Annotated in this window: 14 protein-coding genes; 11 read left to right on the forward strand and 3 right to left on the reverse strand. The window is 74.0% G+C overall.

Translation table 11 applies throughout. The features are described from left to right. Positions 1–118 precede the first annotated feature (118 nt). Complete coding sequence (locus Q0963_RS16090; RefSeq protein WP_299448029.1) at positions 119–1,168, forward strand: LLM class F420-dependent oxidoreductase; 1,050 nt, start codon at positions 119–121, stop codon at positions 1,166–1,168. Between the two features lie 77 nt (positions 1,169–1,245). After that, positions 1,246–2,109, forward strand: coding sequence for an undecaprenyl-diphosphate phosphatase (locus Q0963_RS16095; RefSeq protein ID WP_299448031.1), 864 nt, complete (start codon positions 1,246–1,248; stop codon positions 2,107–2,109). Between the two features lie 24 nt (positions 2,110–2,133). Here the strand turns inward: Q0963_RS16095 and corA are convergent, their stop codons facing one another. Further along, positions 2,134–3,120, reverse strand: coding sequence for a magnesium/cobalt transporter CorA (gene corA / locus Q0963_RS16100; protein WP_367180077.1), 987 nt, complete (start codon positions 3,118–3,120; stop codon positions 2,134–2,136). Positions 3,121–3,152: 32 nt separating this feature from the next. Between corA and Q0963_RS16105 the strand changes: the two genes are divergently transcribed. The 8 genes from Q0963_RS16105 to mshC all read left to right on the forward strand — a co-directional run bounded on the left by Q0963_RS16105 (position 3,153) and on the right by mshC (position 9,040). Then, positions 3,153–3,845 (forward strand): MSMEG_4193 family putative phosphomutase, encoded by a 693-nt coding sequence (locus Q0963_RS16105; protein WP_299448035.1) that lies wholly within the window; start codon positions 3,153–3,155, stop codon positions 3,843–3,845. Between the two features lie 112 nt (positions 3,846–3,957). Further along, on the forward strand, positions 3,958–4,647 hold the full coding sequence (locus Q0963_RS16110; protein ID WP_299448037.1) for an energy-coupling factor ABC transporter permease: 690 nt from the start codon (positions 3,958–3,960) through the stop codon (positions 4,645–4,647). Continuing rightward, positions 4,644–4,964, forward strand: coding sequence for a PDGLE domain-containing protein (locus tag Q0963_RS16115; RefSeq protein ID WP_299448039.1), 321 nt, complete (start codon positions 4,644–4,646; stop codon positions 4,962–4,964). Before Q0963_RS16110 ends, Q0963_RS16115 begins: the two co-directional genes overlap by 4 nt. A gap of 3 nt (positions 4,965–4,967) precedes the next feature. After that, positions 4,968–5,732: a cobalt ECF transporter T component CbiQ gene (gene cbiQ, locus Q0963_RS16120; RefSeq protein ID WP_299448041.1), complete on the forward strand. Its 765-nt coding sequence runs from the start codon at positions 4,968–4,970 to the stop codon at positions 5,730–5,732. Further along, complete coding sequence (locus tag Q0963_RS16125) at positions 5,729–6,460, forward strand: energy-coupling factor ABC transporter ATP-binding protein (RefSeq protein ID WP_299448042.1); 732 nt, start codon at positions 5,729–5,731, stop codon at positions 6,458–6,460. Before cbiQ ends, Q0963_RS16125 begins: the two co-directional genes overlap by 4 nt. Before the next feature lie 10 nt (positions 6,461–6,470). After that, positions 6,471–6,980: a DUF3090 domain-containing protein gene (locus Q0963_RS16130; protein WP_299448044.1), complete on the forward strand. Its 510-nt coding sequence runs from the start codon at positions 6,471–6,473 to the stop codon at positions 6,978–6,980. Next, complete coding sequence (locus Q0963_RS16135) at positions 6,958–7,764, forward strand: SCO1664 family protein (RefSeq protein ID WP_299448046.1); 807 nt, start codon at positions 6,958–6,960, stop codon at positions 7,762–7,764. The genes Q0963_RS16130 and Q0963_RS16135 overlap by 23 nt, the downstream gene beginning before the upstream one ends. Positions 7,765–7,786: 22 nt before the next feature. Continuing rightward, on the forward strand, positions 7,787–9,040 hold the full coding sequence (gene mshC, locus Q0963_RS16140; protein ID WP_299448048.1) for a cysteine--1-D-myo-inosityl 2-amino-2-deoxy-alpha-D-glucopyranoside ligase: 1,254 nt from the start codon (positions 7,787–7,789) through the stop codon (positions 9,038–9,040). A 7-nt stretch (positions 9,041–9,047) separates the two neighbouring features. On the opposite strand, the gene Q0963_RS16145 is transcribed toward mshC, so the two are convergent. After that, positions 9,048–9,914: a PAC2 family protein gene (locus Q0963_RS16145; RefSeq protein WP_299448050.1), complete on the reverse strand. Its 867-nt coding sequence runs from the start codon at positions 9,912–9,914 to the stop codon at positions 9,048–9,050. A 59-nt stretch (positions 9,915–9,973) separates the two neighbouring features. On the opposite strand from Q0963_RS16145, the gene Q0963_RS16150 reads away from it, so the two are divergent. After that, positions 9,974–10,651, forward strand: coding sequence for an HAD family phosphatase (locus Q0963_RS16150; protein WP_299448052.1), 678 nt, complete (start codon positions 9,974–9,976; stop codon positions 10,649–10,651). Here Q0963_RS16150 and Q0963_RS16155 read toward each other — a convergent pair. After that, positions 10,622–11,467: a PD-(D/E)XK nuclease family protein gene (locus tag Q0963_RS16155; RefSeq protein WP_299448054.1), complete on the reverse strand. Its 846-nt coding sequence runs from the start codon at positions 11,465–11,467 to the stop codon at positions 10,622–10,624. The two genes, Q0963_RS16150 and Q0963_RS16155, sit on opposite strands and share 30 nt — an antisense overlap. Positions 11,468–11,527 lie beyond the last annotated feature (60 nt).

Here is an 11,527-nt window from a genome sequence, read left to right on the forward strand (position 1 = left end):
AGCACATCCTGCGGACCCGCTGCCGTCGCCATCACCGCCCCCTTCCGATGCCTCGAACCTACCGACGACCACCGACAACGGGTCCGGGTCGGGCGGGGCCCCGGCTAGCCTCGGGGCCATGAGGCTCGGACTGGCAGGCGGCTACGCAGGGATGGGGATGGGGGAGGACCTCCTCGAGCTGGTGCAGGAGGCCGACCGGCTCGGCTACGCGTCGGTCTGGGTCGCCGAGGCGTACGGCTCGGACAGCCCCACGGTCCTCGCGTGGCTCGCGGCCCAGACCGAGCGCATCGGCCTCGGCGCGGGCGTCATGCAGATCCCGGCCCGCACCCCGGCGATGACGGCGATGACCGCCGCGACCCTCGACACCCTCTCGCACGGCCGGTTCCTGCTCGGGCTCGGCGTGTCCGGCCCCCAGGTGAGCGAGGGGTGGCACGGCGTCCGGTTCGCGCAGCCGCTCGGGCGCACCCGCGAGTACGTCGACATCGTGCGGATGGCGCTGGCCCGGCGGCCCGTGGAGTACGACGGCGCCCACTTCCAGCTGCCGCTGCCCGACGGCCCCGGCAAGAGCCTGCGCCTGACCATCCACCCGCCCCGCCCCGACCTGCCGATCTACCTCGCGGCGGTGGGCCCGAAGAACCTGGCCCTCGCGGGCGAGGTCGCCGACGGGTGGCTGGCGATCTTCCTGTCCCCCGAGCACTCGGGGGACCAGCTCGCGGCAGTCCGCGACGCCCGGGCCGCCGCCGGACGGGGCGCCGGGACCGACCCGATGGACGGCTTCGACGTGGTCGCCACGGTCCCCGTCGTCGTCACCGACGACCTCGAGGCGGCCCGGGCCGCCGTCGCGCCCTACACGGCCCTGTACATCGGGGGGATGGGCAGCCGGGAGCAGAACTTCTACAACCGGCTCGCCCGCTCGATGGGCTTCGACGAGGCGGCCGACACCATCCAGGACCTGTACCTGGCCGGGCGGCCACGGGACGCCGCGGCCGCCGTGCCGATGGAGCTGGCCGACGCGACCGCCCTGCTCGGGCCGCCCGAGCGGATCGCCGAACGGGTCGGCCGCTACGCCGACGCCGGCGTCACGACCCTGTCGGTGGCCCCGTACGCCCGGACGACGCCGGACCGGCTGGCGACGCTGCGGCTCATGGCCGAGGTCGTCCCCGGCTGACCCCCGCCGCCCCGCCGGGACCGAACACACCCAGGGCCGCCGCGTCACGGCAGGGCTCGTCGCCCTAGGCTCTGCTGGTGCCCGTCGAGCTCTCGTACGTCCAAGCCGTCATCCTCGGGATCGTGGAGGGGCTCACCGAGTTCCTCCCGATCTCGTCCACCGGCCACCTCACGATCGCCGAGCACCTGCTCGGCCTGCCGGTCGACGCCCCGGCCGTCACGGCCTACACGGCGATCATCCAGATCGGCGCCATCGTCGCCACGTTCATCTACTTCGCGAGGAAGATCGCCCGCCTGTTCATGGCCTGGGTCCGGGGCCTGCGCTCCGAGGCCGCCCGGGCCGACCACGACTACCGGCTCGCCTGGGCCGTCATCGTCGGGTCGATCCCGGTCGGGATCGTCGGCTTCGCGCTCAAGGGCGTCATCGCCGGGCCGCTGCGGAGCCTGTGGGTCGTCGCCGGGGCCCTCGTCCTCTGGAGCGCGGTCATCTGGTTCGCCGAGGCGCGCCACGACGCCCTCGAGCGTCGGGGCGACCAGCGCGGCGAGGACAGCATCACCCTGATGGACGGTCTGGTCATCGGGGTCGTCCAGTGCTTCTCGCTGATCCCCGGGGTGTCCCGGTCGGGCGCGACGATCTCGGCCGGCCTCGTGCGTGGCATCAACCGGGTGACGGCGACCGAGCTGTCGTTCTTCATGGCGATCCCGGCCCTGACCGCCGCCGGCCTGTTCGAGCTCGTCGACACGTGGGACGACCTGAAGATCCTGGGCGCCGGGCAGATGCTCGTGGGCATCGCGGTCGCCTTCGTCACGGCCTACGCGTCGATCGCCTGGCTCCTGCGGTTCGTCGCGACCAACTCGCTGCGGCCGTTCGTCTACTACCGGGTGGCGCTCGGGCTCGTCCTGGCCGGCGCGCTGGTCACCGGGCTGATCGCAGCCACCTGAGCCGGCGGCCTGCCGGGCCGGCGTTCAGAGCCAGCCGGCCCGCTTGAACATGCGGAACAGCGTGAGGCAGGCGGCACCCATGAGGATCAGCACGAGCGGATAGCCGTACTGCCAGTGCAGCTCGGGCATCCGGTCGAAGTTCATCCCGTAGATCCCGGCGACCATCGTCGGGACGGCGGCCATGGCCACCCAGGCCGAGATCTTGCGCATGTCGGCGTTCTGCCGGACCGAGATCTGCGCGAGGTGCGCCCCGAGGATGTCGGACAGCAGGCGGTCGTAGGACTCGACGTGGTCCAGGACGGTGTGCAGGTGGTCCGCCACGTCACGCAGCAGGAGACGCAGCTCGCCCTCGGGGATCGGGCTGCGCGGTGAGGTGTGCAGCATCCGCAGCGGCTCGGCCAGCGGGACGACCGCGCGCCGGAACTCGAGCACCTCGCGCTTGAGGCGGTAGATGACCCCGGTGTCCATCCGGTCACCCGAGAAGACCTGCGACTCGATCTCCTCGAGGTCGGTCGCCACCTCCGCGTCGATGACGAGGTAGTCGTCCACGACCCGGTCGAGGACCCGGTGGAGGACCGCCAGCGGCCCGAGACGCAGGGCCTCGGGATCGGCCTCGATGTCGGCGCGGATACTCGCGAGCGGCGTCAGCTCGCCCCGGCGGACCGTGACGACGAAGTGGTCACCGACGATGACCATGACCTCACCGGTCTCGATGTCGGAGGTCCGGTCGATGTACCGCAGCGGCTTGAGGACGACGAACACGGTGTCGTCGTACAGCTCGACCTTGGGGCGCTGACGGCCGTGGACGACGTCCTCGACGGCGAGCTGGTGCAGGCCCATCTCGGTCTCGACCTCGTCGAACTCGTCCTCGCTCGGGTCCTTGACCCCGATCCACAGGAAGCAGCTGGGGTCGCCCGAGGCCCGGAGGCGTTCGAGCTCCTCGGACAGGTCGCCGCAGTCGCGGCGGTGCCCGTCCTCGTAGACGGCGCGGTCGACGATCACGCACGCCATTGTGGGTGACGACCCGCCTAGAGTGGTGCATCGTGGCCATCGTCCTGCTCCTGCGACACGGGCACTCCACCGCGAACGCCGCCGGGATCCTCGCCGGCTGGACCGACGGGGTGGGCCTCACCGACACCGGCCGGGGCCAGGCCGAGCGGCTCGCCGCCCGCCTTGCCACGCTCCCAGTCGTCCGCGCCGTCACCAGCCCGCTGCAGCGGTGCCGCGAGACCGTGGAGGCCGCGCTGCCGACGCTGACGGCCACCGCCGACGACCGGCTGGGGGAGTGCCACTACGGGGCCTGGACCGGCCGGCACCTCGTCGAGGCCGCCAAGGACCCCCTGTGGCGCACCATCCAGGACGACCCGGCGCTGGCCACCTTCCCGGCGTCGGAGCAGTTCCGCGCCGAGTCGCTCGGCGAGATGGCCCAGCGGGTCGTCGGCGGGGTCCGCGCGCTCGACGCCGAGGTCGAGGCCGAGCACGGCCGGGGCGCCGTCTGGGTCGCCGTCAGCCACGGGGACCCGATCAAGGCGGTCGTCGCCGAGGCCGTCGGGGCGGGTGTCGCCGGGCTCCAGCGGGTGCGGGTGGACCCGGGCACCGTGACGGCCGTCCACGTGACGGCCCGCCGGATGGTGCTGCTCGCGAGCAACACCGCCGAGGGGGACCTCGCGTCCCTCGTGGCCCTGCCCGTCCACCACGACGCGGGCGACTCGACCGTCGGCGGAGCAGCGGACTGACGGTTCCTGCACCAACCGCCCCACTGTTGCGAGCAATGTGCAATAGAGTGGACGGTGCGTCCGCCGCAGCACGGCACGCACCCACGACCGCAGCTCGCCACACGGAGGTTCCATGCACGTCCCCGACGGCTTCCTCGACGCCCCGACGTCCCTGGGGACCGCTGTCGTCGCCGGTGGGGGCGTGGCGTTCGCGCTGGTCCGGGCCTCACGGCGCGAGCTCGACGACCGGACGGCGCCGCTGGCGGGCCTCGTCGCCGTCTTCGTGTTCGCCGCCCAGATGGTCAACTTCCCGGTCGGGGCCGGCACCTCGGGGCACCTCATCGGCGCCGCGCTGGCCGCGGCCCTCGTCGGACCGGCGACGGCCACGCTGTGCCTCACGGTCGTGCTCGCCGTCCAGGCGTTCCTGTTCGCCGACGGGGGAGTGACGGCGCTCGGGACCAACCTGCTGCTCATGAGCGTCCTCGCGGTCTGGGTCGGCTACGGCGTCACCCGGGTGTTCCTAGCGGTCCTGCCGCGGCGCCCGGGGAGCGTGCCCTTCGCGGCTGCAGCCGGGGCGCTCGTGAGCGTGCCGGCGGCCGCGCTGGCCTTCGTCGGGCTCTACGCCCTCGGCGGCGCGGCCCCCATCCCGCTCGGGGCGCTCGTCACGGCGATGGGCGCCTGGCACGTCGTCATCGGCGTCGGTGAGGCGGCCATCACCTTCCTCGCCGTGTCGAGCATCATCGCCGCCCGGCCCGACCTCGTCCACGCGGCCCGCGGGCGCCTGCCGGTGCTCGAGCTGCGCACGCCGGAGCCGGTCGCGTGAGCACGCGGACCCGCCCCAGCACCCGGCGCCTCGTCGTCGTCGGGGGGCTCGTGTCGCTCCTCGTCGCCGGCGTCCTGTCGGTCTTCGCGTCGGCGAGCCCCGACGGGCTCGAGCACGTCGCCGGCACCCTGGGCTTCGCCGACACGGCCCGGGACTCCGCCGCCGCGGGGTCGCCCCTGGCCGATTACGGCGTCGGCGGGATCTCGAACGGTGCCCTGTCCGGTGGCCTCGCCGGGGTCCTCGGCGTGCTCGCCACGGCCGTCGTCATGGCCGGGCTCGTGCTCCTGCTACGGCGCCTCGGCCGCGGGCGGGGCTGAGCGGTGGGCTCCGGCCCCGGTGCCCACCTGCACGTCGAGGGCACCTCGAGGCTCCACACCGTCCCGGCGCACGCGAAGCTCGTCGGGCTGCTCCTGTTCGTCCTCGCGGTGGTCAGCGTCCCCAACGAGGCAGCGCTCGTGCTCGCCGCCCTCCTCGCCGTCGCGGTCGCGGTCCTGCTCTCCACCCGGGTCGCGGCTCGGCACCTGCTGCCCCGGCTCGCCGTCGAGACCCCGTTCGCGGTGTTCGCCGTCGTCCTCCCGTTCGTCGCCGTCGGGCCCCGCGTCCAGCTGGGGCCGGTCAGCGTGTCCGAGGCGGGGCTGACCGCCGCCGTGGCGCTGCTCCTCAAGGGGACGACGGGCGTCGTCGCGGCCGTCGCCTTCGCCGTGACGACCCGCCCGCGCGACCTCGTCCGGGCCCTTCAGCACCTGCGCGTACCCGACCCGCTCGTGCTCATCGCGTCGTTCATGGTCCGCTACGTCGACGTCATCGGCGGCCAGCTGCGGCGGATGCGGGTGGCCCGGGCCTCCCGGGGCTTCGACGCCCGGTCGGTGCGGTCGTGGCCGGTGCTCGCCGCCGGGATGGGGGCGCTGTTCATCCGCAGCTACGAGCGCGGGGAACGGGTGCACCTCGCCATGGTGAGCCGCGGCTGGTCCGGGCGGCTGCCCGTCACCTCGCCGCTCGCGGCACGCCCCACCGAGTGGCTCGTCGTCCTCGGGCCGGCCCTGGCCGCGGTCGCCGCGTCCGTGGGCGCGAGGATGGTGCCGTGACCACCCCCGTCCTCGAGCTGCGCGGCGTCGCCTACGCCTACCCCGGCGGCCACCAGGCCCTGTTCGGGGTCGACCTGCACGTCCACCCCGGCGAGCGGGTGGCCCTCCTCGGGCCCAACGGCGCCGGCAAGACCACCCTCGTCCTCCACCTCAACGGCGTCCTCTCGCCCGGGCACGGCACCGTCGCGGTGTCCGGCCTGCCGGTCTCCGACGAGCATCTCCTCGAGATCCGCCGCCGGGTGGGCATCGTCTTCCAGGACCCCGACGACCAGCTCTTCATGCCGACGGTGCGCGACGACGTGGCCTTCGGGCCCGCCAACCTCGGCCTGCGCGGCGCCGAGCTGGACGCTCGCGTCGTGGAGGCGCTCGAGGCGGTCGGCGTCGCCGACCTCGCCGACCGGGCGCCGCACCACCTGTCGTTCGGTCAGCGGCGCCGGGTGGCCATCGCCACCGTCCTCGCGATGCGCCCGCAGATCCTCGTCCTCGACGAGCCGTCGTCCAACCTCGACCCGGCGTCGCGCCGGGAGCTCGCCGACATCCTGCGGACCCTCGACGTCACGATCCTCATGGTCACCCACGACCTGCCGTACGCGATGGAGCTCTGCGAGCGCTCCGTCGTGCTGTCCGAGGGCACCGTCGTCGGTGACGGCCCTACCCGCGAGGTGCTCGGCGATGCGGCCCTCATGGCCCGCCACCGGCTGGAGCTGCCGGTCGGGTTCTCGATCTAGGGTGGGTCCCATGCCTGCCACCGTCTTCGACCCGCCGGAGCGCTTCGTCGCCGGCACCGTCGGCCCGCCCGGCGGCCGGACCTTCTTCCTCCAGGCCAGCGGCGACGGGCGGGTCGTCTCGGTGTCGCTCGAGAAGGTGCAGGTCAGCGTGCTGGCGGACCGGGTCGACGACATGCTCGACGCCCACGCCGAGGGCACGGCCACCGAGCCGCTCGGTGAGGGCGACACCGAGCCGCTCGCCACCCCGATCGAGGACGAGTTCCGGGTCGACACCCTGAGCCTCGCCTGGGACCCCGAGCGCAGCGTCCTGGTCATCGAGTGCCACGACCAGGACCCCGAAGAGGTCGAGGAGGACGCCCTGACCACCCTGCGCGTCGTCCTCAGCCCGCAGGCGGCGCGGGCCTTCGCCCGGCGCTGCGGCAAGGTGATCGCCGCCGGGCGGCCCGCCTGCCCGTTCTGCGGCCAGCCCCTCGATCCCGACGGCCACATCTGCCCTCGTGCCAACGGATACCGGCGCTGACCTCGAGGAGCTCCTGACCCGGGGCACCCTCACCCCCGTCGGCCGCATCGCCGGGTCGTCCAACGGTGCGCTCCTGTGCCTCGTGGGCGACCCCGCCGACGAGATCCTCGTCATCCACAAGCCGGAGGCCACCGAGCGCCGCCTGTGGGACTACCCGGACGGCACCCTCGTCGCGCGGGAGCGCGCGGCCTGGCTCGTCAGCGAGGCCGGCGGGTTCGGCGTCGTCCCACCGACGGTGCTGCGTGACGGGCCGCTCGGCCCCGGCTCGGTCCAGCTGTGGGTGGGGCCGGTGTCGGGGGAGCCCGAGCAGGAGCCGCTGGTCGACGTGCTCGACCCCGACGAGGTGCCCGACGGGTGGCTCGTCGTCCTCGAAGGCGAGTCCTCGCTCGGTGAGCCCGTCGTCGTCGCCCACAGCCCCGAGCCGGTGCTGCGCACCGTGGCCGTCCTCGACGCCGTGCTCAACAACTCCGACCGCAAGGGCAGCCACGTCCTACGCGACGGCGCCGTCGTCCGCGGCTGTGACCACGGCGTGAGCCTGGGCGTGGAGCCCAAGCTGCGCACCGTCCTGTGGGGCTGGGCGGGCGAGGACCTGCTCGCGGAGGACGTCGCCCGGCTCGAACGCCTCGCCGCGGCCCTCACCGACGGGCTCGCCGACGAGCTCGCGCCCCTGCTCACCGCCGAGGAGATCGAGGCGCTGACCCACCGGGTCGACGTCCTGCGGCGGCACCGGGTGCACCCTCGACCGCGCGGGGGCTGGCCCGCCATCCCGTGGCCGGCACTGTGAGCCCGGCACGTAGGCTCACCCCGTGAAGTCGTGGCCCACGCCGTTCGTCCCCGCCGTTCCCGGTCACGGCGACCCGCTCCGCCTCTACGACACCGCCTCGGGCGCGGTGCGGCCGGTGGATGCCGGTGAGGTGGCCCGCATGTACGTGTGCGGCATCACGCCCTACGACGCGACGCACCTCGGCCACGCGGCCACGTACGTGACATTCGACCTCGTGGGCCGAGCACTGCGCGACGCCGGGCACGTCGTCGAGTACGTCCAGAACGTCACCGACATCGACGACCCGCTGCTCGAGCGCGCCGCCCGCGACGGGCGTGACTGGCGCGAGCTCGCGACGGCCGAGATCGACCTCTTCCGCGACGACATGACGGCGCTGGCGGTCATCCCGCCCGACGAGTACCGCGGCGTCGTCGAGTCGATGGACGAGATCGCGGCGGTCGTGCGCCGGCTGCTGGGCTCCGGCGTCGCGTACCGCCTCCCGGTGCCCGACGGGGAGGGGACCGGCAGCGACGTCTATCTCGACCTCGGGATGACCCCCAGCTTCGGCGAGGTCTCCGGCTGGAGCGCGGACCAGATGGACGCGGTGTTCGCCGAGCGCGGCGGCGACCCCGACCGGGAGGGCAAGCGCGGCCGCTTCGACCCGCTCCTGTGGCGCGCCGTCCGCGCGGGTGAGCCCTCGTGGGCCGACGACGAGCTCGGCCCCGGGCGACCCGGCTGGCACGTCGAGTGCACCGCCATCGCGCTCGAGCACCTCGCCCACCCGTTCGACGTCCAGGGCGGCGGCACCGACCTGATCTTCCCGCACCACGAGATGAGCGCCGTCCAGTCCGTGGCCGCCACCGGTGACCCGACGTTCGCGCGGCTCTACGTCCACCAGGCGATGGTCGGCTACGACGGGCACAAGATGAGCAAGTCCAAGGGCAACCTCGTCCTGGTCTCCGCCCTGCGTGCCGACGGCGTCGACCCGATGACGATCCGGCTCGTGCTGCTCGCCCACCACTACCGCAGCGACTGGGACTACACCGGCGACCTCCTGGACGCGGCACAGACCCGGCTGGACCGCTGGCGCGAGGCGCTCTCGGTCAACGGCGGCCTCGACGCGCTGCCCACCATCGCCGCGGTGCGGGCCGCCGTCGCAGACGACCTCGACGTGCCGCGCGCCCTCGCCGCCGTCGACGCGTGGTGCGAGCGCACCCTCGCCGGCGAGGGGGACGACCCCGGGGCTCCCGGCCTGCTGGCGCGCACCCTGGACGCCCTGCTCGGCATCCGGCTCTGAGCCGCGGCTACGGGCCGCCCGGCTGCCCGGTGTCGTCCGAGCCGCGCCGGCGCAGGTAGCGCTCGAACTCCTTGGCGATGGCGTCCCCGCTCGCCTCGGGCAGCTCGGCGGTGTCCTGGGCCTCCTCGAGGCTCTCGACGTACTCGGCGACCTCGGCGTCGGACGACGCGAGCTCGTCGATGCCGCGCTCCCAGGCGCGAGCGTCCTCGTCGAGCTCACCGTGCTCGATCGGGCCGTCGAGCAGCTCCTCGAGCCGCCCGAGCAGGGCCGCGGTGGCCTTCGGCGACGGGGAGTGGCCGGCGTAGTGCGGGACCGCGGCCCAGCACGACACCGAGGGGATGCCCACCTGGGTCGCGGCGTCGGCGACGACCCCGACGATGCCGGTGGGGCCCTCGTAGCCGCTCTGCTCGAGGCCGTGCCGGTGCCGGGTGTCCTCGCTGTCGGACGTCGCCGAGACGGGGATGGGACGCGAGTGCGCGACGTCGGCCATCAGCGCGCCCAGGGTGATGACCATCGAGACGTCGGCGGCCTCGGCGAGCTCCATCAGCTCGATGGCGAAGGCGCGCCAGCGGAAGGACGGCTCGACGCCCTGGACGAGGATCACGTCGCGCCCGACCGAGGTGTCGCGGGCGACGAGGACCCGCGTCGTGCGCCAGCTGATGCGGCGCTTGCCGCCCTCGGCCACGACCCGGGGCCGGTTGACCTGGAAGTCGTAGTAGTCCTCGGGATCGAGGGCCGCGACGACGTCCGCGTCCCAGATCTCGGTGAGGTGCTCGATGACCGCGCTGGCGGCCTCCCCGGCGTCGTTCCAGCCTTCGAAGGCGGCGATGAGCACGGGGTCGCGCAGCTCGCCGATGTCCTCGAGCTCGATCACGGACGTCCTCCTCAGGGCGGGTCAGAGCCCCACCCTACGGCTCGATAGGCTGCCGACCCATGAGCCTCCCCGCCGCGGTCCTGTGGGACATGGACGGCACCCTCGTCGACACCGAGCCGTACTGGATCTCGGCCGAGCACGCCATCGTCGAGGAGCACGGCGGGACGTGGAGCGAGGAGTTCGCCCACCAGCTCGTCGGCAACGACCTCATGGTCTCCGCGCGCTTCATCCGCGAGCACTCGCCCATCACCTGGGAGCCCGAGCGGATCATCGACGAGCTGCTCGTTCGGGTCATCACCCAGGTGCAGGCGCACGTGCCGTGGCGGCCGGGCGCGCGCGAGCTGCTGGACGCCCTGCGTGACGCGGGGGTGCCGAGCGCCCTGGTGACGATGTCGTGGCGGTCGCTGGCCGACGCCGTCGTGTCGGCGCTGCCGGCCGGGGCGTTCACGGTGGTCGTCACCGGCGACGAGGTGGAGCACGGCAAGCCCCACCCGGAGCCGTACCACGCGGCGGCCCGGATGCTCGGGGTGGAGCCGATGTGGTGCGTGGCCATCGAGGACAGCCCGACGGGGGTGCGCTCGGCCGTCGCCGCCGGGGTGCCGACCCTGGCCGTGCCGCACGTGGTGCCGGTGCCGCAGATGCCCGGAGCCGTGCACCTGAGCGGGCTCGAGGGGCTGACCCCCGGCCGGCTCGGCGAGCTCGCGGCGTCAGTCCTCGAAGGGCGTCGCCTCACCTGAGCGTGCCGGGTCCAGGGCGATGAGCCCGGCGCCCTCGGGCAGCGGCGGCGGGGTGCCGCCGAACTCGGGGCAGAACTCGCGGAAGTCGCACCAGTCGCACAGGCGGGACGTGCGCGGGCGCCAGTCGCCGGTGCTCGCGGCGCGGACGACGGCGTCCCAGATGGCCCGCACGTTCCGCTCGATCGCGAGCAGGTCGCGCTCGTCGGGGACGTAGCGCACGACCTCGCCGTTGCCGAGGTAGACGAGCTGGAGCATCTTCGGGACCTCGCCGTGCAGGCGCCACAGCACGAGGGCGTAGAACTTCATCTGGAAGAGGGCCTTGGCCTCGAACAGCTCGCCGGGGGAGCGGCCCGTCTTGTAGTCGACGACGCGCATCGCGCCGTCCGGGGCGACGTCGAGGCGGTCGACGTAGCCGCGCAGGGTGAGGCCCTCGATCTCGGTCTCGACGTACAGCTCGCGGGCGGCCGGCTCGAGGCGCGTGGGGTCCTCGAGGTCGAACCACTGCTCGACGAGGGTGCGGGCGCCGGCGAACCAGGCCTCCTCGGTGAGCAGGTCGTCGTCCTCGATCATCGTCGCGAGCTCGGGGCGCTCGTCGACCAGCGCCCGCCACCGCGGCTCGAGCAGCGCCGTCGCGGCCGCCGGGGTGCGCTCGGCGGCCGGGAGGTCGAAGAGGTGCTCGAGGACGGCGTGGACCAGCGTGCCGCGTGCGGCGGCGGGGGAGGGCGGACCCTCGAGCTTGTCGATGGTCCGGAACCGGAACAGCAGCGGGCACTGCTTGAAGTCCGCGGCGCGGCTCGGCGACAGGGCTGGGGTCATGGAGGACACGGTAGGCGCGACCGGTGACACCGCAGCGCCCCCACCCCGGCCGGGCCACCC

The sequence above is a fragment of the uncultured Phycicoccus sp. genome, assembly GCF_947495705.1.
In the GTDB taxonomy this organism is placed as follows: Bacteria; Actinomycetota; Actinomycetes; order Actinomycetales; family Dermatophilaceae; genus Phycicoccus.

Excerpts from the sequence above, each read along its gene's own strand:
- Q0963_RS16090 (WP_299448029.1), top strand. The coding sequence starts at position 119 with ATGAGGCTCGGACTGGCAGGCGGCTACGCAGGGATGGGGATGGGGGAG.
- corA (WP_367180077.1), bottom strand. The coding sequence starts at position 3,120 with ATGGCGTGCGTGATCGTCGACCGCGCCGTCTACGAGGACGGGCACCGC.
- Q0963_RS16110 (WP_299448037.1), top strand. The coding sequence starts at position 3,958 with ATGCACGTCCCCGACGGCTTCCTCGACGCCCCGACGTCCCTGGGGACC.
- Q0963_RS16130 (WP_299448044.1), top strand. The coding sequence starts at position 6,471 with ATGCCTGCCACCGTCTTCGACCCGCCGGAGCGCTTCGTCGCCGGCACC.
- Q0963_RS16150 (WP_299448052.1), top strand. The coding sequence starts at position 9,974 with ATGAGCCTCCCCGCCGCGGTCCTGTGGGACATGGACGGCACCCTCGTC.
- Q0963_RS16155 (WP_299448054.1), bottom strand. The coding sequence starts at position 11,467 with ATGACCCCAGCCCTGTCGCCGAGCCGCGCCGCGGACTTCAAGCAGTGC.